A 23,381-nucleotide genomic window follows, 5' to 3' on the forward strand; every position below is an offset into this window, starting at 1 on the left:
CGAACGAGGTTTTGTTAGGAATAAGTTATATCAAAGGTCGCAATAAGTTGTTTTTTGTCCAATATCTGTATTTTTGTCCAATATTGCTTACTCGCTATGTCTTTTTACCCACTATACCGTTCGTTAGGCATCAGGGCTGAAGAAGTCCGAACCGTAGGACTGTTTTTCTTGCACCACTTTTTTTTAGGCTTTGGTACGATGCTTATTTACGTGTCGGCCAACGTCATTCTCCTTGAAAATCACCCAGAAACGAGTCTTCCGCTGGCGTACATGGCTTCGGCGGTGGGGATGATGCTGGTGGGGAAAATCTATAGCTATTTTGAACACCATTTGTTGCTCGACCGCCTGGTGATTCGGGTGCTTGGGGCGGTGCTGTTGCTGACAGCTGTCATTTTGGCGTTGGTTTATTTTGGGCATTCGGTGGCGGCTTCGGTGGCCATCATGGTGGGCTTTCGAGCGATTTATTTATTAACAAATCTTGAATTTTGGGGCGTCTCGGCGGTTGTATTTGATGTTCGCCAGAGCAAACGGTTGTTTGGAGTGATTAGCGCAGGAGACATGCCCGCTAAAGCCCTTGGGGGTGTTTTGGCAGTCTTAATTCATGGTCATACCGAACTGCTGGTGCTTATTTTATTGGCATTTGGGTTCTTTTGGGCGGCGATGTACACCGCCGTGCAAACGTTTCGGTCGCACAAAGTCGCCACCGAACACGGGCATGCTCCCGTACGCCGCACTCAAATGCCCCGCTTGATTGCGCAGTTGTTTGGGGGAAGTGAATTGATTTTTGCCATGTGTCTAAGCCTAACGGCGGTAGCCATCATGGCAACGGGAGTAGAATACGCTTTTTTTATTAACGTAAAATACAAACTCCACAGCCAAGCCGACGTGATGAAATACCTCGGTATTGTGCTGGCACTTACCTATTTACTGGCAACGTTTGTGAAGCTGATTGTTTCACGCCAAACGGTCGAGTATTTTGGCATCAACCGAATGTTGGCATTGCTTCCCGTAGGAGGAATATTGGTGTCGATGGCATTGGGCGTGATTTTCTTCACGGAGGCCGATGTGTCGGTGCAATTGGTGGCTTATTGCTTTGTCTATTTAGGTTTTGAGGTTGTGCGTCGAGCACTTTTCGACCCTGTGTTTTTGGTGCTTTTTCAGCCACTTTCTACCCACCAACGTCTGCGCGGACATACCCTCGCCAAAGGTTTCTACGAGCCACTGGGACTAGGAATTGGTGGATTGATGCTGTATTTGAGCCATCATTTGTGGCAAGGAGGTGACTGGTTTTTGGTAGAAGAAATTGTGATTGGGGCGTTGTTTGCCTTGTGGTTTTTGAGGAGAACGTACCGTCAATACGTGCTTACGTTGCAAGAAGCATTGAGCAAACGTTTTATGGCGGCCGAAGATTTGGCCGTGCCCGACGAAGCCGTTCATGCCGTGTTAAAGAACTTGCAAAGTGACAAACCCAAGGAAGTAATCAACGCGATTGAATGGTTGGTGGCCAATCGGCCGAAAAGTGTGTCATCAGATCGGCTGTATCGGTACGTGACGGAGCTGGTAGGGCATTCCAACGAACGGATTCGGGTGAAAGCCTTGGATATTACCGACCAACTTAAAGTAAAGCTCAAACCTGCCCAGCTGCGAATGATGATTTTGCACGACGCTGAAGCCAGCGTACGGGAGAAAGCGGCATTTGTATTAAGTAAAGATTCTGAATCGGCGGCGGTAGAGTTTTTGTACCACGACGATTTGGTGGTTAGAAAGGGTGCATTACTTGGACTGCTGACCACCCATCCTGAACAAGTACAAGGGCAAACCGCGCTGAAAGCCATGCTGCAAAGTGAGCAGGTGAAAAGCCAGTTGGCCGCTCTCGAAATAGTCAAAGAATTGGGCTTATCAATCCACACTAAACTGATAGGTAATGCACTAAAACAGTCTGACCCCACGGTGGTCATGGCAGCGATTGAGACTGCGGGAAAGTTAAAAGATCCAGCGCTGACGGAGCAAGTAGCGGGATTGTTAAAAGAAAAAATATATTGGCGGCAAGCGGCACGAAGCTTGGCTCAGTTAGAAGCCATACCTGTACTATCTGCTTTAGAAACTTCGGCTAACTCCTTGACAGTGACCCAACGTGTGATAGTGACCGCAGGGCAAATGCAGTCGGAAGAAGCCCACGCTTTGTTGGTAGCAATGCTTCAACGCCCCGACGTAACGATTCGAACTTCGGCTTTGCAGGCGTTGAAAAACTACCCCAATGCGCGAGGTAAAGCTATTATTTTTGAGCAATTGCTGAAAGAAGAGTTTTTGTTGGCACAACGTTTATTGCACGCTACCAATGAAACAGACCTCGGCAATGACCTTAAAAATAGCCTTAACTACGAACAAGAAGTGCTGATTCAGCGGATTTTTGGCTTGCTAATGCAACAATATGACCAAGAGGCGATTCTGAGCACGCAGGCAAGTTTGTTGCACAGCTCGCGCGAACGCCGCGCCAATTCGCTCGAATTACTTCAAAATGTGGTGCCTCGTCAGGTATATGCGAGCTTACACGCGCTGCTCGACAACGTTGCCGATGCCGATAAAATCCGCTTAATGGATGCTCAACTGGGGGCATCGACAGCTAATGGATCAATCAAAGACTATATTTTACAGCAAGGAACGCGCTATTTTACCGATTGGACTATCCGATTGGCTTTGCGTGGTATCCCGCTCGAAACCTTATTTCAATACCCCGATTTACGCCTTATGAGTCATTCTTCTGCCACCGCTACGGTTTCGATTACGGAACGGGTTATGGTTCTAAAAAACACCGAACTTTTTGCCGAAACCCCCGAAAACGTCCTGAGTAGCATTGCGCCCATCATGCGCGAAGTTAGCTACCACGAAGGTCAAACGATTTTTGATAAGGGTGACTTGGGAACAAGTATGTTTGTGATTTATGACGGCGAAGTGGGAATCTACGATGGCAAAGTTCAGCTGGCGACCTTTGGTCGGGGAGATGTTTTTGGGGAATTAGCCCTACTTGATACCGAACCTCGCTCGGCGGCGGTAGTGACCTTGACAGACGTGCAACTATTCCGAATCGACCAAGGGGATTTTTATGATTTGATGGACGAACGTGGCGAAGTGCTTCGGAACATCATCAAAATTCTTTGCCAACGGATTCGCACCCAAAATACCAAGCTGCGCCAGCTTTCGACGAAATAAAAAAACGCTGGGAAAAGCGTCGGGTTGAACGGGGGGGGAAGCGTCGGGTTTTGAGAAACCCTCGACACGATAATCGGGTTGTGAGCAACCTTCCACACAATCAGATTGCTCACAACCCGACGAAATCAATCTTCTGTTTTTATACTTCCAATTCAAACTGAAAAGAGGCTAGCACCGCTCCATTGACTTGAATGTCAATCTGATGGGTGCCTGCGTATAGTTGCCGCGTAGTCATGTTGGGACGAAAAACGTGGCGTTTGGAAAGTGTTTGAGGAGTTTCGGGATGAAGGGTGAGCGTTTGTAATTTAAAGACTTTTTTGCTGGTCATTACTCCTTGCTTATTCTGAAAATACAGAATATAATCCACTACGGCGGTTTTGGTTTCGGTGCTGCTTAGTTCAAATGAAAACGAAAGTGAGTCGCCTACTTTCACCCGCGTATCGAACTGCACCGCACTGAGGTTGAGGTTGGTGCTGTTTCCAAATCCTAACATATGAAGCGCTTCGGGATGACCCATTTTTACCAAAGTTCGTAACGAATGTTTGGTCATGAAGTTCATCTCACCTTCGGCCTGTTTGCCCGATGATTGCCATTGTTTTAAGGTAGTTAGCACCAATTCAGGCTGAATTTTGGCAATATCATTGAGGTGATTAGCGACACTTCTTGTAACAAAACGGGTTTTATCGGCATAAAGACGATGAAGAATGGGCAAGGCATCTTCGGCGGCAATATGAATTTTTTGAGCCCACGGCAATTTAGGCCGACTCCCTTCACTGCAAAGACGCCGAACGTGGTAATTGGAATCGTTGGCCCAAGTGAGGAGCGCCGCTAGGGTTTCTTGGGGAAAGGCGTTGATAAAAAATCGAATAGAAAACTCGGCAGAAAAACGTTTGGTCATTTCTTTGATGGCTTCCAACGAAAAATGGAGCTGCTCGCGGGTGCAGCCATAATGCGCCACAAAATCACTGAAAGGGGCATAAATAAAATCCCCGAAGTCATTGTCACTCAAGGTTTCGTCCAAAGGCGCGGGAAGTACTTGAAGCAAAATGTTGGTAGCCTTTTGATAATCTTCGGGTAAGTATTTCCGAAAACACTGCCGAATGTGTGCGATGCGTTCTTTCAGTTCTAGTTGAGGAAAGGCTTTAAGGACTTCTTGTTGAAATAGTTCTTGTTCAAAAGCGGGATACACATTGGCGATTGAACGAGTGAGAAATGCCACCTTCGACGGGTTAAAAAGATGGTCTTTGAGGGAAAATTTTTCTTCCATGAGTAATTTGTTTTGTAAGGCTGTTGACCCTGCAAAGATACAAATAGCGGTGCTAAACCTGGGAAGAAATTGGCAAAATAGTGTCGGTTTGTACATTTAAAATGAAACCCACCCGAAATACATTGTCGATGCTAATACGGGGGTCGTGCTGGAGCATTTTGCGAAGTTTTGAAATAAAAACGTCAAAACTCCGACCTAAGAAATAGTCCTTTTTGCCATAAATTTTCTCCACAGCATCTTCACGTCTCAAGATTTGGTTTTGGTGCTGACACAGTAGTTTTAATACTTCGTTCTCGGTTTCGGTCAAGCGCCACGTTTCGTTTTGGTACGTTAGCTCTTGCCTCGAATAATCAAACACATACGCACCGATGGAAAACCGTTGGCTGGGCACGGCGGTAGCAGGGGAGACTTGCCGACGCAGTAGCACTTTGATACGGCACAGCAACTCGTCTTCGTCAAAGGGCTTGGTAATGTAATCTTCGGCACCCAACTCAAACCCTTTGAGTTTGTCGTCTTTGAGAGACCGTGCTGTTAAAAATAAGAATGGAGTGGTTGTTGATTTTGCTCGACAATGTTGTGCCAGCGTAAAACCATCCATGTTGGGCATCATTATGTCAAAAATACATAGGTCAAACGGGCTACGTTGAAGGGCGACAAGTCCACTTTCTCCGTCGCGGCACAGTTTTACTTCAAAGCCATTGTCCTCCAAAAACTCTGTCAGCAAAAAGCCCATGCTGAGGTCATCTTCTACCAGTAAAATGCGTTGTTTTTGATTCATTTTCAGATGATTGTGGGGGTTAGTTAAGGCCATTGATGGTCAGACGGTAGTCAGACCATACTTTGACGATTTTTCACGGTCTTACTATCGTCTGACCTAGTCAAACCCTCGTTTGATACCGTAGGGAGATATACCTCAAACTTACTTCCACGATTTTCTTCGCTACTAACCCGCACAAAGCCGTTGTGCAGTTCAATCATACTTTTAACGTAGGCCAACCCTAGCCCAAAACCTTTGGCAGCGTGCTTATCTCCGTGATGAATGCGTTGAAATTTCTCAAAAATCATTTCTCGTTGGTTTGTCGGAATTCCAATGCCGTTATCCTGAACTGCTACGATGACGCCTTTATCGTCGGTTTGAACCGAAATCCGAATCAAGGGACGTTCTTTGGTGTATTTGAGGGCGTTATCAAGCAAATTGCGGAAAACATTTCCCAAATGTTGTTTATCTCCAAAAATATAAAGGTCGTCAGGGACATCTTCGAGTAAGAGCGTAGCTTGGCGCTCGGCAATCGGCATGGACAAGCTATCAATGGCATTTTGAAGGAGCTGACTTACCGATACGCGTTCTTTTTCGAGGGCATAGTCGCCATTTTCAACTTTGGCCAACTGTAATACCCGCTCTACTTCGTGCAGCAGTTGCTTGTTTTCGCGACGGATGATATCTATTAATTGATTGTCTTTCAGTTCGCTGTGCTTTTTGGATAACATGTTCACTGCCAATCCGATATTGCTGAGTGGAGTTCGGAATTCATGGGCCATGTTATTGAAAAAATCAACGTTGGTTTGTAGCAAACGTTTTTGTTTCATCAACGACCAGTTGACAAGTAATAGGAGTACTGTTACAAAAATCAAAATCACGACCGTAGCGAACATCATTAAGTTCATACTGCGGAGAATGAAGCTTTTTTTATTGGGAAAACTCATTCGTAGATATGCTTCGTTGCCTTTTAAAGATGGCAACGAGACGACGGTTTGGTAAACATCGGGTTGACATTGTTTGGTCGTCGAAAGGCTCAACTGGTAGTCCAAATCAATTTGATAGAATGCCAGCGTTTTGTTGAGTTCGGTTCGAAAATCGGGCTTGTCAATCAAACCTGCGGGTAAATCATTGACGTTGGCGAGGATAAGCGTTTCCGAGTTTTTGGCCATCGAACAATGACTCCCCGCGCACAAAGAACCACCGTCGTAGGTTTCGATGGTAGCACAAAGCGCCATCGACACGCGCTGATTAAAAATCTCTTCTGAGAGTTGCCAGGAGTGCCGCATCCAAATCAATTGAATTACTACCAGCGCAATTCCTCCCAGTGCCGACGCGATAAGAATGACCGATAGGTTGTTTCGTTGAATTTTCATAGAACAAATGTAACATCTAGCCAGAGAATTAAACCCTAAAATAACAACTTGATAACAAGTGGGTAACACCCCGATGACACCAAGCAAAGGGGAGGCTGCCTTACCTTTGTAGCGTTAAAACAATCAAATCAATTAATCACTCTTTAACGTATTTTTATCATGAAAAAAGTTCTTTTGTCTGCGTTGTTTTTGGTAGCCGTTGCTGCGGCCGAAGTATCAGCTCAATCGAATCCTAACTGCTGCGACAAGTCGAAGTGTTGCAAAACTGCTTGCGAAAAAACTGAGGCTTGCGCCAAAAACGACAAAAATTGCCAAACATCTTGCACCAAAACAGCATCGGCAAAACCGAGTAAACTTTCAAAATCAAAGGCCATTGCGAAATTGTAATTTGATAGCTTGGTGCAAAAAAACGCCACCCTGCGGGAGTCTCCGTAGGGTGGCGTTTTGCTAAAAGTAAGTACAGAATGTGCTTGAGCACCTAGCGTGTCAATAGCTTAAAACCAATGTCGCGGCCTTGGCCTTTGAACATCGCAAGGTTTATCCAAAAGAATGCAAACTGTTCCATGAGTTGGAATTTGTCATTTCCGCCCACATCGTAGCAAGCACCAAAACCCGCATCCAACGCTAATTGCGAAGCGATGGCTTTGCCTTTTTCTGAGTCACCCGCCACAAATGCGTCGATGGCGTGGTCACCATAAGTAGGGTCGAGCATGTTGTTAAAGCCTGTGGTGTTAAAACACTTTACGACATCGGTGGTGGCGATGTTGGCCAAAATGGCTTCCGAGGTATTGGTAAAACCTGCGGGGCCGCGCCCCATCACGATGTTCATGGTGTCGATGATAACTTTTCCCGTGGTATCGCCCAGCGATTGAGCTACTTCTACGGCCATGGGTGCGGGCGTAGCAAGCACGATGACTTCGCATTGTTGAACGGCACTTTCGATGCTTGCGAATCTATCTTCACCGATTTGGGTGGCGAGTTTGATTGACTTGTCGCTCAACGGAAACTTTGCTCCCATTAAGACGGTATGTCCTGCACCGATAAACTTCTGAGCCAACGCCCCGCCGACGTTGCCTGAGCCAATGATTGCAATTTTCATGGATTCTAGTGATTATTTAGAGGTGAATTTTGAAATGATAATACCGACGACGGCCACCATATAAAACTGCCCTACTACACCCCAAAAAGCAGCTAATAGCCTAGCATTGTCGGCCTTGGGGGTGATGTCGCCGTACCCAATGGTCGTTAGGGTAATGCTACTAAAATAAACGACTTGATGGTACTTCTCTGGAATAGTCGTTCCTTGGAGATTTTGGAAAGCATTGGGAAGATGAAAGTCGATAAGTAAAAAGCTAAAAGAAGCGACGACAATGATGAGTAAAAAGCCACTTAACGACCCCATGATGATGCTTTCGGTTACTTCGTTTTTATTGATAATTTGCCTGATAACCTCGGTGAAAATAATGGTATAAAAAAGCAAATAAGACCATAAGGCAACCTGGGTCAGTACCGAATTGACGAAGATAGTTCGTGCCGCTATCGGTACGGCGATTACTGAAATAATTAAAATATTTTTTACCCACTTTATCAGCAAATTTTGGTCGTGAAATAAGCCAAACGACCCTACGCCCAACAAAAGCATGTTGGTAGGCCAAACATAACTGGAGTAAATAGTATCGGAGAAAATGACGATTTTATCAAAAATAGCGAGGGTCAAAATGCTGAGTAAAAACTCAAATCTGTATTTCAGTAAGTGCTTTTTCATTAGTGGAGAAATCCGTTTTGAGCTTCAATTTTTGCAGGTAAGTTACGTTCTTCCAGCATTTCTTTCAAGTCTCGCTCAATGGTATTGCAAATAGACGTCATCGGAACATCGGTGATTCGATTCTCAAACGGGTCTTCGTTGACTTCACCTACTTTACCCATTACCCCAAACACAAACGAAACGAGCATACTCACGGGAATCATCAGGGCAGGAATGCCCATTTTGTTGAAGTCACTTATCAACGAAAACGGAAGAATAACCATAAACACCAGCATAAATAATTTGGTGAAAAAATGGTATTGACGCAGAAGGGGCGTGTTTTTAATGCGTTCGCACGCTCCTTGAAAATTATTAAAACCCGCTAGTGTAGGTTCGAGACTAATGTTGTCGAATGCTCCTAAAATTTCTGAACGCATTCCTTCTTTGATACGAATACCTTGATTTTGAAGTAAATAGTTGGGTTTGTTAGTTTTTTGGAGGAGGTGTTGGTACTCATGTTCTGACAATAAGTGTTTGACCTCGTCCCATGAATCCTGACGACGAAGGTGTAAGCGTAGCGCATGAGCAAAGGCAATTTGACGGTAAATCAATTCCTTTTTGTAATCATCGACCTGCTGTGGGGAGGCTTTGCCAACCGCGACGGCGTTGTCGGCATTGGCGATGATTTGGCGGGCAAAAATTCGACTATTGTTAATAATACTCCCCCAAAGGGTGCGAGCTTCCCACCAACGACTGTAGGAATTGTTGTTGCGAAAAGCTAAAAAAATGGCCAACGCACTCCCTAAAATGGCCGCGACAGAAAAGGGTAAAACTACTTTTTCAAGGTGCTGATTGTGATACAAAAAAAATACGCCTACCGTAAGTAAAGTAGAAACCAGTAACTCGGTAAGCATGTATCGAGCGACGGCAATGGGGTTAAATACTTTGCGTAGAATCATGGTGGTTAGAATTCGTTGCGTATAAAAATTCCTAGATTTTGTGTGCTGGAGAATTCCTTTTTCCCTGTTTGATTGAGGTCTAGCATCAGTCCACCCGCCCATGTATGAAACCTTGTACCCAATCGAAAGCGCTGAGTAAGGTTCCAAAGTTGCGTATTTGGGGAATACACAGGAAATACTTCAGCTTGAAAAAAGCCTTTCCATTGACGGTTAATGGTAGGTTGATAGCGGAAAAGACCAAATAAATCGATGTTATTTTCTTTTTTTACATCAGTCACAAGCCAGCCAAAAAACATAAAGTTCTCTTTTTGTTTGTTGTATTGAATGCCCACTTTTGGGGTGAACCCTGCATTTAGAAAAGAGGCAACGCCAACAATCCCTAGTCCATTTTTGAAATTATACGAAAGGGCATTAGTCGAACCAAAGGCGGTGGGTGAATTTTGGTAATCGGTACTTGCTCGGTTACGGCTAAAAAACAGGAACGGTGTGGTTTCGTTTTCGATATTTTTGAAGTTTTTAAACCACATTAAGTCTATGCCCGCCCGTTTATGCCCCGCATATATTTCTACTGATTGGGCATGGGAGGATATAAAGCCTGTGAGTAGGAAAAGAAGGAGAAATTTTACACTGTTAAGCACCATCGTTGATGAGTGTTGTAGGTGTTTTTTCACACAGATTATTGTTCACAGATAAACCCAGATTAGTTCTGCGTTTATCTGTGTGTTAAATCTGTAAAAATCTGTGTGAAAGGTTTGTTAAATTAATTACCCAACGATTTTACCACTAATTCAGCCGCTGCGGCACCCGAATTTTGCTGTTGACCCGTAATCAAATTTCCGTCTTGAATCGCATACGAAGAGAATGGTGCGGCTACTTTGAAAGTCGTTCCTGCTAATTTTTGCGCTTCGGTTTCAATGCGGTAGGGCTGAATTTTCATGCCCACGGCTTGGTCAGCAAATTCTTCTTCGGCATCGGCAAAACCCGTCCACGTTTTTCCCGCAACAATCAATTCTCCGTTTGATTTTTTAGCTTCGAGCAACAACGTTGTCGAGTGACAAACGGCGGCACTGGGCTTGCCAGCTTCGTAGAAATTCGCAAAAAGTTTTTCTAGTTCTTGGTTGCCTCTAAACGTGTACATCGGCCCTTGGCCACCTACCAAAAAGATGGCATCGTACTCGTCTGCCTTTACTTCGGTTAGTTTTTTGGTGTTGGTGAGCATCTCGTTGAACCACTGCTGTTGCATGTAGCCCAACGAAATTACGTCGTGGGCAGAATAGCCACTGGCATCGGTGGGATTAGAGTAGGTGTCCATCTCCAATTTTCCACCTTCGGTCGAAACCAGCTCTACTTCATAGCCTGCTTCTTGGAAAACACGAAGTGGATGCGTAAGCTCTGCCACCCAAAATCCAATGGGCCAACCTGTTTGCTGTGAGATACTTGGCGAACTAGCCACCATTAAAATTTTGCCCTTAGTAGGTGCGCCGTGGAAATGAACGTAGCTGTTAATTTCTGTAATCATTGTGATGTGTGTTGGTTGTTTATTTGTGGAGCAAAATTGGGTGACCAAGCATACAAAACCATGTGTACCACTTTTTTGTACGATACGCACTAAAAAGTATGTATAAAATTATGAAGATGTATGTTTATTTTTGAAGACAGATAGGTCTCGAATAAGTGTAACTGCTTCGCAATCAGTGGGCTGGATTTTTTACCCGCAGACTCACGCAGATTGTTACGCAGATTTTCGCTGACTGATTCTGCGCTGTTTTGCGGGTATTTATTCTGCGCAATCAGCGGGTTCAAATAGTTTTACACTGACTAATTTAAAATGGGAGATTTTAGATACAACGGCAAAATGTATTACAATCCAGTAGAGTTCGCAATGGACCGAATTGGAGGGACGTGGAAAATGCCGATTTTGTGGCGGTTGAAAGACCGTGTTATGCGGTACAGTGAGTTACAGAAAGACATCCCGCACATATCGCAAAAAATGCTTACTACTCAACTGCGCGAACTCGAAGAGGATGGGTTTGTGGTAAGAAAAGTATATGCAGTGGTGCCACCCAAAACCGAATACACCATCACCGAACGCGGACTTCGCGCCATTGAAGTAGTGAAGGTTATCAGAAACTATGGGTTAGAATTGATGGCAGAGATGGGGATAAGTGATACAATTTAAACTTAAACGTATTGATTAAAAAACAGCAGTGTATCCGCTATGTGTTCTTCCCAATACTCCCACGAATGACCACCTGAAAATTCTTGGTAGGTGTGTTGTATGTCGTTGATAGATAGGTTTTTGTGTAATTCTCGGTTGTGCTCAATTAAAATATCTTCGCTGCCACAATCGAGACGGAAAGGAGGTAAATGGTCTTTGTTTTTGAGCAAATAGTCCCAAACGCCGTCTTGTTCCAACGCATCTGATTGTAGTTGGTCGAAATCTTCCACAAACTCAGCAAGCTGACTAAAATGGGTGATACTTGACAAGCCCGAAAATGCCCGAAACAAACTGGGGTATTTTGCTCCCAAGCGCATTGCTCCAAAACCACCCATCGACAGCCCCGTAATAAAAATGGGGGACTCGTTCGTCGCTTGCGGGAACTGCTCTTTTATTACTTCTACCACATCTTCTACAATCCAGCGCTCGTAATCGGCGGTTTTGTGGGGTACATAACCACTGCCATCACCGTACAATCCATCAGACGGCATCACCAATATCATGGGTTTGATTTGCCCCGCGTCTATGAGTTGTTGTGCCGTTTCGTGTACTTTTCCTTTTACTGCCCAAGCCCAATGACTGCCATACACTCCGTGCAACAAAATGACAATAGGTAGCACTCCCTCGGTGGCTGAGGGGGTGTAAACGGTCAAATCTGCCCGTTTTTTCAACGCATTACTTTTAACGGTGATAAAGTGTAAACCTTGAAAAAAGGCATTTTCAGTCGTAAAAAATGAACTCATAGGGTTGTTTTTAAAACACAATGACTCCTTTGGCATTCACGCCCGCGTGCATGTCGGCAAACGCCTGCGATAAATCGCTAAGCGAGTAAGTGCGGGTCACCATTTCGTCTAAAATCAAAGCACCTTTGGCGTAGAGGTCTTGCAAAATGGGGAAGTCTATTTGTGGACGGGTCTTGCCGTACAATGGATTGATATACACCTTATCCCATTCAAATAGATTCATATCAATCACAATCTCCTGCTCTATGCCGCTGACCTGCACTGCCATGCCCGCATTTCGAACCATCGCCAACGGTGCTGCCCCCAATTCTGGAATGGCTGTGCACTCAAATGCATAATCAGCGCCGCGCCCGTTGGTCATGGTTTTGACTACTTTTGACGCATTCGACAAACCTTTGTCGGTTTTTTCGGCCAGAACCGTGTGCGTGGCGCCGTATTCTTTGGCCATTTCGAGCCGTAAAGGATTGATATCGACGGCAATGATTTTGCCAGCGCCTGCGATGCGTGCGCCTTGGATAACATTCAGACCTACACCGCCCGTACCCAACACTACCACCGATGTGCCTGGTTTTACCTTGGCCGCATTCACTACCGACCCGTAGCCCGTCATTACGCCACAACCCACAATCGCCGCAGAAGCGAACGGCATCTCAACGTGCATTTTTACACAAGCGGCCTCACGCACAAGGGTGTATTCGGACATGGTGCCGAGGCTAAAAGCGCGCTCAATTGGTACATCGTTGTAGGTGGTTGAACTAAAAGTGGCGTGTCCTTCGCTTAGTTTATTCCCCGCCGTGACGGCCGAATTACGTTCGCAAATGTGCTGATTTCCTTCTTGGCATTGAAAACATTCATAGCAGGGAATCGCCCAATTGAGCATTACTTTGTCACCCACTTGCAGCGATTTTACGCGATTCCCTACTCTTTTTATAATACCAGCCCCTTCATGTCCCATTACCAGCGGCTTTCCCCACGACTGCGAATCCCAGTCGGTATGGCATACTCCTGCGGCTTTGATTTCTACCAATACCTCATCACCTTGTGGGTCGGCTACGGTGATGTTTTGAATGGAAAAATGACCGTTGCCATCGGCAATGGCGGCTTTGGATTGTAACATGGGTTCGTGCTTTTTAAATGTTGCAGTTTATCTCACGAATTATTTCGCTTTTAATGCTTCGCCTTCAAACTGAATACCGTCCCAGCCGTACTTGATAAAGTTGCGGATGTTTTGGTGATCGTTGCCGTCGGGGTTACCGAGGACGTCTTTGTTGTAAAAATCACCAAAGCAATGCAAAGTTTCTTGTTGGCTCAAGCCAGCTATTTTGGCAAAAGAAAATACTTTGCACGAACCTGAATTTTGTCCTGCCTCATTGTACGTTTCGCCGTTTTTGAAGGCCGTAGGGGTAAATTCAAAATTTGCCTCAATGTGGGCAATCACTTCTTGAAAACTGATTTCGTTGGCTTTAATTTTATCTAAAATCATGTGTTATTTTTTGCCACAAAGGTAGGAATTATACAGTCAGCAATTCCATCAAATCACGTTTTTGACCCGATTCCAAGTCAATTAATTCAAAGCGTTTGGCGGAGGTATAAGATCCCATGTCGGTATCGCTGTTGATAAGAACTGCACCCATCAAAATCACGTATTTGCAGTTGTAGGTAGTTTTGGAAACCAATTCACAAATACGAGCGTCAATGGCTTCATAAATTACTTCAGTCGCTTCATAAAGAGGGGTTTGGGCGGAAAGAATGCGTTCTTTTTGTTTGAGCAATATCTGTTCAAGCATGTTCATTTGGTAATCCAATTCAGTGATGTTTCCCTCAACGATTTGGTTGGTCATTAACTTTGCCAAGGCTCCTTTCGCAGCCCCGCAGCAGCCGCTGTTTTTGTGTTGTCCAAAACGGTGAATTTCGCCAATAGTGCCCGTTTTGGTAATCCCGATATGCGGGCCGTAGTAAATAAACACCGCGCCATTGTCAGGAACGTGGCTGGCAAAAGCGCCCATGCCCGTTAGCCCCGTAAAAGGAAACCCGTCTAGGCCACCCATTTTGAAGGGGCCGAGCAGTTCTTTGGTACGAGCAGGGTATTGAATACTGTTGACGTCGTCGCTGCAAACGCTGTCGGCAAGCATTACTTGTTCGGGTTCGAGGTTGAGGTGTTCTTCGATAAAGTCAATAAAACGATTGACGCTGTCGATGGTCGTAATGGCATTAGGATACCACTGACGAATGATTTTTAATTTCTCTTTCTTGAGCATGATTTTTGCGAATTTGGGCTATAAAACAATGTTGTTTTGGGGTTGAATGGCGGGCGGAAGGTCAGTTTCACCAAGCATTTCCCGCATATCAATTTCGATGGTTCGGCTCATTTGGGAAATCGGAACGTCGTTGGGACTTCCTTCAAATGGGTTTTCGGTACTTTCACCCACTTGGTCGAGCGTGGTGTACATCCAGCAAATCAGAATACTAAACGGCACCACAAACCAAATCATGTGTCCTTGCAACACGCCCGAAATGGTTTCGTTGAGTTTGTCAAAATCTTTGAGCATTCCGTAGGGGAGGAGAATGCAAAAAATCCGAATAAAAACGGTGTTAATCGTCGCAAACTGACGCGGATAGGGGAAGTTTTTGATGCGTTCGCTGCGGCCTTGCTGGTCGTACAAATCCTTGATGGCGCGTTGCATTTCAACAAATTGAATGCTGTCGATTTGGTGGTTGCGGTACAGCTCCTTGATGGTTTTACTTTGTAAGCTCAGCAGTTGAGCCGCCTTGTTTTTAGTACCCATAATATACGAAAGTTCGTCTTTCGAAAGGTACTTTTCCAATTCGCTTTCCAACGAGCTTTGTTTTTCAGGAACAGAATAGTATTTGTCTTGGTACTCTATGTTATGTTGAAGCGACTGTGCTTCCCACGAGCGGCCATCGCGCATGGCATAGCGCAAGGCAGTTAGCCAAGCAAAATGCCGATAAACCAGTTGTTTAGACTGTTGAGGATTATCCAAAAAATCGCGTGCCATAACGCCCCACGCGCGGCTACTGTTGAGAATACTACCCCAAATTTGCCGCGCCTCCCAGGTTCGGTTGTAGGTTTGGGTATTCTTAAAACCCACAATGAAGGCCGTGGCGGTACCTAACAAGGCTACTACTGTCCAAGGTACAGCCAGCCATTGCAAATTTACATATTCGTACAAAAGCACAGGTATGACGCTCAGAATGACGAATTTGAAGATGTTTTTACGGGTCCAGATGAGAAGTTCGGCGGTTGAATATCTTTTTCCTGCGTGCATGGGTCTATGTTGGGTTTTGAAGTAAATATACTAAGGCTTGAATTTAATCATATTCTCAGTCTCATTTGAATACTGAAAAATTGGGCAAAAGTAACAGGTGAGCTATGTGGTTTAGAATGAATGCAATCTTGCATTCGTTCGTACTCCTGTCTAAACTCGAAAATAATTAGTAGCATGGCGAGGAAATGATTTTCACGAAATTTGTAACTATACAAGTTGCCTTTCTTTAATTTTACAGCCTACATTAAACTTCGTTCTGTTTTGCTGTTTAAAGATATTATCGGTCACGATGAAACCAAACGCGCACTGATTCGCTCAGTTCAAACCAACCACGTCGCTCATGCCCAGTTATTTGACGGGCCTGTAGGCGGAGCAGGTATTGCGCTGGCTTGGGCGTTTGCCACTTATGTCAATTGCGAAGACCGACAGCCTGAGGATTCTTGTGGGCGGTGTTCGTCGTGTATCAAAATGCGCAAACTCGTTCATCCCGATGTGTATCACATATTTCCTTTGCCCCGTACCCCCAAGGAAGGTGAGGATTTATTGGCCGAACTTACGCCCAAGTGGCGTTCTTTTTTGGAGGCACAACCCTACCGCACCCTGTCGGAATGGCTGGGGTACATCAACGCCACGGGAAACCAACAGGGCATCGTTCCGATACGTGAATCGCGCGGAATTATCAATAAACTTTCGCTGAAATCTTTCGAGGGCGAGTACAAAATTATGTTGTTTTGGCAACCAGAATTGCTCAATACGGCAGCGGCCAATGCACTGCTTAAAATTTTGGAAGAGCCTCCCCAAAAGACGTTGTTTTTGCTCATTTCGAGTCAGTCGGATAAGCTATTGACAACCATCATTTCGCGGACGCAACGGGTTGCAGTGCGGGCTTTTGATGACGACGAAGTGGCGCAATTTTTGACCCAAAAAGGAATCGACGAACGCCGTGCGCGGCAAATTGCGTATTTGTGTGAGGGCAATTTGTCGGAAGCTATGCGCCTAACGCAAGAAACCGAAGACGACCGACATGCGTGGTTTGCCAACTGGATGCGGAAGTGTTATTCGCGCGATTTTGCCGCTTTGGTGAAGCTGGCCGATGAGTTTGATGGCCTTGGGAAAGAAAAGCAAAAAGGGATTTTTGACTATACCCTCAATCTTTTCCGTGATTTGTTTTTGTGGCAAAACGGTGTAGAAGATTTGCTTCGTTTGCAAGATGAAGAACTGGGTTTTGTTCAAAAATTTGGTAAGGCAGTTGTGCCTGCTTCCATCGAATTACTCATTCAAGAAATGACGGAAGGGTATTACCACCTTGAACGAAATGCCCGCGCCAAAGTGCTTTTTTTGGATATTTCACTGACGGCTGCCCGAACTATGAGAGGGTAAAAACTGGGAACTAAAATGCAGTTTGTGAGCTGACGAAAAAATGTCTAATATCAATGGCTCTCCTGTATTATTAGCATTGTCTAACAAACGCCCTTTTTTGACCATTTTTAATAAATTCAAAAATGGCTGGTCTTCTTCATACGCCTTTCTTATTTTTTTGAGCGTAAACCAAACGAGTTTATCATGAAATGTTTTGCTAAAAAAGTACGTTTGAGAAGAGCCCGTATCAGACCAATCGTGCCGTGCAAAAAGCCATAATTCTTCCTTGGGTAAAGAGGATGTGGCTTCATAACCCAAAATTTCGAGCAAATAGCCTTCTTTGTAACACCAATCTACCCCATTTTCTCGGTATCCAAACACATCTTCCAAACTGTAGTTGTAGGTTGAATCTGGGGTGGTTAATTTCATTCGAGTCATGCGAGGAATGCGCAAATGATAGCCTTTGGCATCGTTAGAAAAGCCATTGGTGAGGCGGTGATGGATAAAGTCATCAAAGGTGAGGTAAATGCCGTTGGTATTGTTTGCCAATTTACTTTGCGAAAATGAAGCCCCAGTGGACATTGCCCAAAATGCCCCTAGCAATTGAAGAAAAACAAATGTTCGTTTCATTAAATTTGGGTTCCTTCCTTGATGTCTTCTCGCGCGTTGACAATGATTTGACTTTCTGGGGTAAGGCGACCGAAAACTTCGACTCTTTCGCCCGATTGTTGCCCACGTCTGACGTCAACGAAACGAGTTTGACCATTTTCGACGCAGATAACGTATTGTCGTTCGGTAGAAGTGATGACGGCTGAGGTGGGTACAGACAAGGCGTCAGGAGAACCCTGAGTGTCTAAAATTACTTCGGCAAACATCCCAGATTTAAAGGTATTTTTTTCGTTTGGAACGTCAATTTCGACAGTTTCAGAGCGGAATTGGTCGTTTAAGTCCCCCGAACGACGACTGATTTTTCCTTGAAAAACTTGGCCAGGAAAGGCACTAACGGTATAGCTAACGGTTTTGCCTGATGTTAGCCCAACACTGTAAGATTCGGGAATATCTACGACTAACCTTAAGCGGCTATGTTGTTGTAGCACCAACATCGGACGCTCCATTTTTGCCCCCGAACCCACCAATGTTCCAGGATGAACGTTCCGTTCGGTAATGACGCCATCGAAAGGTGCGCGTACGGTTAAGTAATCTCTGATTTTGGTAAGGGCTCTGAAATTGGCTTCTTCGCCTAAGGTATAAGCACTGTCGGCCATCATTCGGGCACGTGCAGTCTCCAACTCAAGTGCGGCTACAGAGCCAGCCACCTTGCTACTGGCTTTCAACCGCAAATAGTGCTCCCGACTGGCGGTTAGTAAGGCGTTGGCTTTAAGGTTATTGGAGCGAGCTGCTATTAACTTCTCCTCTGATTCTGGCGAGTCTAATATCATTAAAATTTGACCCTTACGGACTAAACTCCCGCGATCAACCAGTACTTTTTCTACAAAACCATCGGCTTTTGGATAGATGTTTACTTCCTGATAAGCCCTAAATTCGGCAGGCAGTTGCACAACTTCTCCTACTTTCTCCTGCGACACCCGTCCGAGGGTATAAGTGGGTTGTACCTTTTGGATTTTGGCCTTTTGCGCTGGTAATGAGGTGGACTTGGACGACCGAAAGAGGACGAAGCTTACGAAAGCAATAAACACGGCTAAACAAATAAATATAATGGTTTTCATTGCTATTAATGAGCTAAAGAATGATGATTGATGGATGGGGTTTCGGTAATGTCAGCATCGGAAACTGGTTCAGCGCCAGGGAGAAGTGATGGATTGCCAAATGAGTTTTTTTGTTGGAGTAGTACATACACTTGCGGAACAATGTAAAGTGCCGCAAAGGTGGATGCAATCAACCCACCGATAACCGCTCGGCCCAAAGGAGCGACTTGCTCACCTGCTTCGCCCATTCCTAGTGCCATTGGCACCATGCCCGCAATCATCGCAAAACTGGTCATAAGCACTGGGCGGAGTCGAATCCCAACGCTGTCGATGGCGGCTTGTGTGGCATCGTGGTACAGCATACGAAGTTGTTCGGCATTCGTGACAATTAAAATGGCGTTGGCCACCGAAATGCCAACCGACATGATGATGCCCATGTACGATTGTAGGTTGAGGGTGCTACCCGTTAACAGCAATAGCCCAATGGCTCCAACCAACACGGCGGGAATCGTTGATAAGACGACAATAGAAAGTTTAAATGATTGATAATTAGCTGCCAACAATAAAAATATGGCCAAAATCGCGATGGCTAGTCCTTCTTGTAAGCTTTGGAGGGTTTCGATAAGCAAAGACGACATCCCTTTGATTTCGGTAAGAAGTCCTTTGGGGGTATCGCCTAGTTCAGCCATTGACTTTTCGACGGCCTTGGTGGCATTCCCCAAATCTTTGTGGTGAATATTGGCCGAAACGGTTACAAAGCGCCGAGGCCCTGTGCGCGCGTATTCTCCTGGTAAAGTATCCATTGAAAAAACGGCCACGTCCGACAAAACAGGGCGAACTTGCCCCGCAACCAGCGGAATTTCTTTTAATTGCGTAAGGTTGCTCATGGCATATTCGGGAATTTGTACCTGTACCTGATACGTATAGGCCGACTGTTTATCGAGCCATTGGTTTTTTTCGGTAAAACGACTAGATGAGGTGGAGGCTGTAACCGAACGAGTGACGTCCTGTAGAGATAAGCCCATTAAGGCCAATTTTCGGCGGTCTAAGCGGATATTAATAACAGGGAATTTGAGCGGCTGAATGATACGAACGTCGCGCAAAAAAGGCACATGGGTCAGTTGGGTCACTAGCTTGTTGGCGTAGCCCTCAATTTGTTTCATATCTCGCCCTGCCACTTGTACTTCGATGGGCGTGTAAGCTCCTTGGCTCATCAGTTTTTCGGTCAGGTCAGCAGGCTCAAACGACAGGGTCAGGTCAGGCATTTTTTCTGCCACAGTGGTTCGCAGCTGTTCCTTAAAATCCTGCATATTGACGTGGTAGTCGTTGTTTAGGGCTACTTTAATCACCGCATCATTCGACCCGCTGGTGCTTACGTAGAGGTTGGTGGTTGCGTAATTGGTAGGAACTACCCCCACATAAGCCGAAGAAACGGCCAGGTTGCCTTCGGAAACTTCATCGACGACCTCCAACAGTTTTTTTACCCGTTCTTCGGTGCGTTCGAGCCGCGTACCATCGGGGGTTTTCATCCGAATCACCAGCTGTCCACCGTTGATTTGCGGTAGCATGTCTTTCCCAATGAACATAAAACCAAGTCCTGCCAATAACAAAACCAGCACAGTATAGCCCGTTACCATCCAGCGGTTGAACTTCAATAGTTGCTGGGTTTGTTGAATAAATCCATTTTTCAAGGAATCAAAAAAACTGGGTTTTGCTTCAAAATCAGGGTCTTTAGGTTTGTGGTGGACTTTGATTAGATAATTGGAAAGAATCGGAACCAAGCTTTGTGCCAAAAAATACGAGACGGTCATGGCAAAGCCAATCGAAAGCGATAGTGGCAAAAACATTGCTTTGGGAACGCCTGTCATTAGAAAAGAAGGCGCAAAAACTGCTAAAATACACAACAGAATCAACAACAACGGCAAAGCAACTTCTTGGCAAGCCTCAAAAATAGCCTGCTTTTTAGGTTTGCCCATTTCTAGGTGTTGGTGAATGTTTTCGATGGTGACTGTGGCCTGATCTACTAAGATACCAATCGCCAAAGACAGGCCAGACAACGTCATAATATTGATGGTCTGACCTGCCAAATTCAACAAAAAAACAGAAATGGTTATTGATATAGGAATAGTTAAAATGACAATCAAAGAACTGCGCCAATCGCCCAGAAAGAGCAAAACCATCAAGCCCGTAAGAATGGCACCAAGCCCACCTTCAAACAAAAGACTTTTGACGGCATTGATTACAAAAATCGACTGGTCAAACTCATACGAAACCTCGATGTCGTCGGGCAATAGACTGCGCATTTCGGGCAATTTTGCCTTTAATTTCGTAACCACATCCCAAGTAGAGGCATCTGCTGTTTTTACGACAGGAATATACGACGACCGACTCCCGTTGACCAACGCATAGCCCGCCGTCACGTCTGAGCCGTCTGAAACGGTAGCTAAGTCCTTCAAAAAAATCGTGCGGTGGCCTTTGGTAACAATCGAAATTTGGTTAAAATCTTCTACCTTGTCTTCGAGCGAGTTGAGGGTGGTGATGTACGATTTGTTTTCTACCCGAATATTTCCCGACGGCGTCATGACATTGTTAGCGGCCATGGCATCCACGACCTCATCGGGCGACACATGCAGGCTGCGAATTTTCTCGGGATTAAGGTTGATGACAATCGTTCGGGAGTTGGTACCAATTGGCGGGGGCGCTGAAAGTCCAGGAATGGTTGAGAAAAGGGGGCGAATGCGGGTAACGGCCAACTCGTGGATTTCTTTCAGCGCCCGCGTTTTGCTACTAAAGACTAAATCGCCAATCGGTACCGACGACGCATCGTACCGTACTACTTGGGGGGGTAAAGCACCTGGGGGAAAAAATTTCATAGCACGATTTACCTGAATCGCCACTTCGGCCGCCGCTTGGGCCATGTCAGTGCCTTCGTAAAACGCTAATTTGACAATTGTCAGTCCTTGTACACTGCGACTCTGAATTTCTTTTATACCCGACACATACAAAAACTGGTCTTGCATACGTGTCGCAAAAAAACCTTCCATTTGAGCAGGCGACATCCCTCCGTAGGGCTCGATAACGTAAATCACGGGGGAGTTAAGCTTTGGAAAAATATCAATGGGGATTCTGGTAGTGGCCAAAATGGAAAAAATGAGCATTCCCCCAATCAGCACGAGTGCAGATAATGGACGTTTTAATGAAGTGGATAGGAGCGACATAACGACAAATGATGGGGGCTATCGGTGTTTGAAAAGCTTGAAAAATGTGCCAAAATCGTTGGTAACGTACGCTTTTTGTAAAAGCAGAGCGACCGAACGATGCTGCGCCGCTAGGTAGTCTTTCTCAACCGACGTCAGTAATTGGAGGGATTCACTCAGGCCAAGGATGTTATCTAAACCATTTTGGTAACGCGACAAGCGTTGCTGATATACATCCGAGGCGGCACGAAGCGAACTCGAAAAATCGTGGAGTTCTTGTTGTAAAACAGCCAATACCGAATCGGCTGTCGTGGAAATGTTTTGCAATTGAAGCTGTTCGGATGCTTGTTGGAAACTCGCTTCCTGAACGCGGTATTGCTGTAACCTAATCCGATTGGCTACCCGCCGAAAATCCATCAAATTGACCGTAATGGCCAGCCCCGTCAGGACATTGGCGCGGCTATACACCAAGCCAGCTGGCAGCGGGCCGTACTTATTTTCTACATTGATACTTGAACCCCGCGCCGATGCGGCGGCTAAAAAAGAAACCCTAGGCATGGCCGCTTTCCGAATGACGTCTATTTCTGCTGACTGCCTCCGTACGATACTTTCTTGGTATTTCAGTAAGGGATGATTGGCCGAAACGTCGGTTGGGAGAAGGCTTTCCAAAGAAGACTCAAGACGAAACGTGGTGTCTATTTTCAGTGCATTGACGGGCTTGCCCGTGAGCGTGGCCAATCGTATTTGGGCTTGGTAATAACTCTCTAACACCTGACGATACGCTATCTGAGCTTTTGATACTTGTACCCTTACGAGCGAGGAGTCTAACCCTGCTTTGATGCCATTGTTGACAAGGTTGGTAATGATTCGTCGGGCAGTGTCAATGCGGGCAATATTCTGCTGTTCAATGGTTAACTGTTGACCAAATCGAAGCATTTCTAGGTACGTTCCGATGACCAATTGCTGTAGTTGAAACTTTTCTTTCTCCAGTATTGATTCTCCTACAACCGCCTCAGTACGGGCAAGCTGGTCTTCTGATTTGTACCTTCCAAAATTATAAATTTCCCAATCCATGCTTGCTAGGGCAATATTCCCCGAAGCTAAGTCCATGCGATTGACACCTCTTCGGGCGCCAGAAGTGGGGACAATAAGCCCAAGTGAAAAATACGAACCCGACATGCCATTGGCGGTCCCTAAGTCTATTTGGTCATGCAACCGTACGTTGGGAAGTCGGCTTTCACGCATCACAGCGGCATTGGTTCGGGCGGCATCTAAGGCCGCCCTTTTTGCTGAAATGGTGGGATAATGTTGTATCGTTAACTCGATGGCTTGTTCTAACGTAAGTGTCTGGGCATGAAGACTACTCACGCTGAATAGCACAAGTAAAAAAGCAAAATATTGATAAAGACGACCCGCTATCATGTGTTGGTTAAAGGTAAATGGTGTTGGTAAATTGGCGCACTTACAACGATTTTCCAAAGTACGTACCCATCCCATTAGAGGCTAATTAGACAATTATTAGAATTTGATTAAAAACCCATTCAAGGGGATAAATTGG

General features: G+C 45.4%; 21 protein-coding genes. 4 read left to right on the forward strand and 17 right to left on the reverse strand.

Features of this window, described 5'->3' with window-relative positions; translation table 11 throughout:
- The first annotated feature begins 96 nt into the window (after positions 1-96).
- Positions 97-3,210, forward strand: coding sequence for a cyclic nucleotide-binding domain-containing protein (locus DTQ70_RS01080; protein ID WP_122929092.1), 3,114 nt, complete (start codon positions 97-99; stop codon positions 3,208-3,210).
- 139 nt (positions 3,211-3,349) lie between these two features.
- Here DTQ70_RS01080 and DTQ70_RS01085 read toward each other — a convergent pair whose 3' ends face one another.
- From DTQ70_RS01085 to DTQ70_RS01095, 3 genes are read right to left on the reverse strand one after another with little or no spacing between them, the layout of a single operon-like run.
- Entirely contained in the window at positions 3,350-4,477 is a 1,128-nt protein-coding gene (locus DTQ70_RS01085; protein WP_122929093.1) for a DNA alkylation repair protein, read from the reverse strand.
- Positions 4,478-4,529: 52 nt separating this feature from the next.
- Complete coding sequence (locus DTQ70_RS01090) at positions 4,530-5,255, reverse strand: response regulator transcription factor (RefSeq protein WP_122929094.1); 726 nt, start codon at positions 5,253-5,255, stop codon at positions 4,530-4,532.
- Positions 5,256-5,305: 50 nt separating this feature from the next.
- Positions 5,306-6,610, reverse strand: a complete 1,305-nt coding sequence (locus DTQ70_RS01095) for a sensor histidine kinase KdpD (protein ID WP_122929095.1) — start codon at positions 6,608-6,610, stop codon at positions 5,306-5,308.
- Positions 6,611-6,769: 159 nt separating this feature from the next.
- Between DTQ70_RS01095 and DTQ70_RS30550 the strand changes: the two genes are divergently transcribed.
- Positions 6,770-6,997, forward strand: coding sequence for a hypothetical protein (locus DTQ70_RS30550; RefSeq protein WP_164489796.1), 228 nt, complete (start codon positions 6,770-6,772; stop codon positions 6,995-6,997).
- Between the two features lie 91 nt (positions 6,998-7,088).
- Here DTQ70_RS30550 and DTQ70_RS01100 read toward each other — a convergent pair whose 3' ends face one another.
- The 5 genes from DTQ70_RS01100 to DTQ70_RS01120 form a co-directional block, all read right to left on the reverse strand.
- Positions 7,089-7,709 carry an NADPH-dependent F420 reductase gene (locus DTQ70_RS01100; RefSeq protein ID WP_122929096.1) on the reverse strand — a complete coding sequence of 207 codons (621 nt, stop codon included), beginning with the start codon at positions 7,707-7,709 and terminating at the stop codon, positions 7,089-7,091.
- 12 nt (positions 7,710-7,721) lie between these two features.
- Positions 7,722-8,375: a potassium channel family protein gene (locus tag DTQ70_RS01105; protein WP_122929097.1), complete on the reverse strand. Its 654-nt coding sequence runs from the start codon at positions 8,373-8,375 to the stop codon at positions 7,722-7,724.
- Positions 8,375-9,313, reverse strand: coding sequence for a bestrophin family protein (locus DTQ70_RS01110; protein WP_122929098.1), 939 nt, complete (start codon positions 9,311-9,313; stop codon positions 8,375-8,377). The genes DTQ70_RS01105 and DTQ70_RS01110 overlap by 1 nt, the downstream gene beginning before the upstream one ends.
- Before the next feature lie 5 nt (positions 9,314-9,318).
- Positions 9,319-9,984 (reverse strand): hypothetical protein, encoded by a 666-nt coding sequence (locus DTQ70_RS01115; protein WP_164489797.1) that lies wholly within the window; start codon positions 9,982-9,984, stop codon positions 9,319-9,321.
- Positions 9,985-10,073: 89 nt separating this feature from the next.
- Entirely contained in the window at positions 10,074-10,832 is a 759-nt protein-coding gene (locus DTQ70_RS01120; protein ID WP_122929100.1) for a type 1 glutamine amidotransferase domain-containing protein, read from the reverse strand.
- Positions 10,833-11,141: 309 nt separating this feature from the next.
- Here DTQ70_RS01120 and DTQ70_RS01125 point away from each other — a divergent pair, with 309 nt between their 5' ends.
- Positions 11,142-11,492 (forward strand): helix-turn-helix domain-containing protein, encoded by a 351-nt coding sequence (locus tag DTQ70_RS01125; protein ID WP_122929101.1) that lies wholly within the window; start codon positions 11,142-11,144, stop codon positions 11,490-11,492.
- A 2-nt stretch (positions 11,493-11,494) separates the two neighbouring features.
- Here DTQ70_RS01125 and DTQ70_RS01130 read toward each other — a convergent pair whose 3' ends face one another.
- The 5 genes from DTQ70_RS01130 to DTQ70_RS01150 are packed head-to-tail and all read right to left on the reverse strand — an operon-like array spanning position 11,495 to position 15,561.
- The gene (locus DTQ70_RS01130) at positions 11,495-12,274 is read right to left on the reverse strand and encodes an alpha/beta hydrolase family protein (RefSeq protein ID WP_122934226.1); all 780 of its coding nucleotides are present in this window, start codon (positions 12,272-12,274) and stop codon (positions 11,495-11,497) included.
- A 10-nt stretch (positions 12,275-12,284) separates the two neighbouring features.
- Positions 12,285-13,391, reverse strand: a complete 1,107-nt coding sequence (locus DTQ70_RS01135; protein ID WP_122929102.1) for an alcohol dehydrogenase catalytic domain-containing protein — start codon at positions 13,389-13,391, stop codon at positions 12,285-12,287.
- Positions 13,392-13,430: 39 nt separating this feature from the next.
- A complete protein-coding gene (locus tag DTQ70_RS01140) occupies positions 13,431-13,757 on the reverse strand; it encodes a HopJ type III effector protein (RefSeq protein ID WP_122929103.1) in 327 nt (108 codons plus the stop codon).
- Between the two features lie 28 nt (positions 13,758-13,785).
- On the reverse strand, positions 13,786-14,532 hold the full coding sequence (locus DTQ70_RS01145; protein WP_122929104.1) for a hypothetical protein: 747 nt from the start codon (positions 14,530-14,532) through the stop codon (positions 13,786-13,788).
- Positions 14,533-14,550: 18 nt separating this feature from the next.
- Complete coding sequence (locus DTQ70_RS01150; RefSeq protein WP_122929105.1) at positions 14,551-15,561, reverse strand: bestrophin family protein; 1,011 nt, start codon at positions 15,559-15,561, stop codon at positions 14,551-14,553.
- A gap of 261 nt (positions 15,562-15,822) precedes the next feature.
- Here DTQ70_RS01150 and DTQ70_RS01155 point away from each other — a divergent pair, with 261 nt between their 5' ends.
- Positions 15,823-16,941, forward strand: coding sequence for a DNA polymerase III subunit delta (locus tag DTQ70_RS01155; RefSeq protein ID WP_122934227.1), 1,119 nt, complete (start codon positions 15,823-15,825; stop codon positions 16,939-16,941).
- On the opposite strand, the gene DTQ70_RS01160 is transcribed toward DTQ70_RS01155, so the two are convergent.
- From DTQ70_RS01160 to DTQ70_RS01175, 4 genes are read right to left on the reverse strand one after another with little or no spacing between them, the layout of a single operon-like run.
- Complete coding sequence (locus DTQ70_RS01160; RefSeq protein ID WP_164489798.1) at positions 16,909-17,550, reverse strand: hypothetical protein; 642 nt, start codon at positions 17,548-17,550, stop codon at positions 16,909-16,911. The genes DTQ70_RS01155 and DTQ70_RS01160 overlap by 33 nt on opposite strands.
- Entirely contained in the window at positions 17,550-18,647 is a 1,098-nt protein-coding gene (locus DTQ70_RS01165; protein WP_122929107.1) for an efflux RND transporter periplasmic adaptor subunit, read from the reverse strand. Before DTQ70_RS01165 ends, DTQ70_RS01160 begins: the two co-directional genes overlap by 1 nt.
- A 5-nt stretch (positions 18,648-18,652) precedes the next feature.
- Entirely contained in the window at positions 18,653-21,844 is a 3,192-nt protein-coding gene (locus tag DTQ70_RS01170) for an efflux RND transporter permease subunit (protein WP_122929108.1), read from the reverse strand.
- Between the two features lie 18 nt (positions 21,845-21,862).
- Complete coding sequence (locus DTQ70_RS01175; RefSeq protein WP_122929109.1) at positions 21,863-23,320, reverse strand: TolC family protein; 1,458 nt, start codon at positions 23,318-23,320, stop codon at positions 21,863-21,865.
- Positions 23,321-23,381: the final 61 nt, after the last annotated feature.

Source organism: Runella sp. SP2, assembly GCF_003711225.1.
GTDB lineage: Bacteria > Bacteroidota > Bacteroidia > Cytophagales > Spirosomataceae > Runella.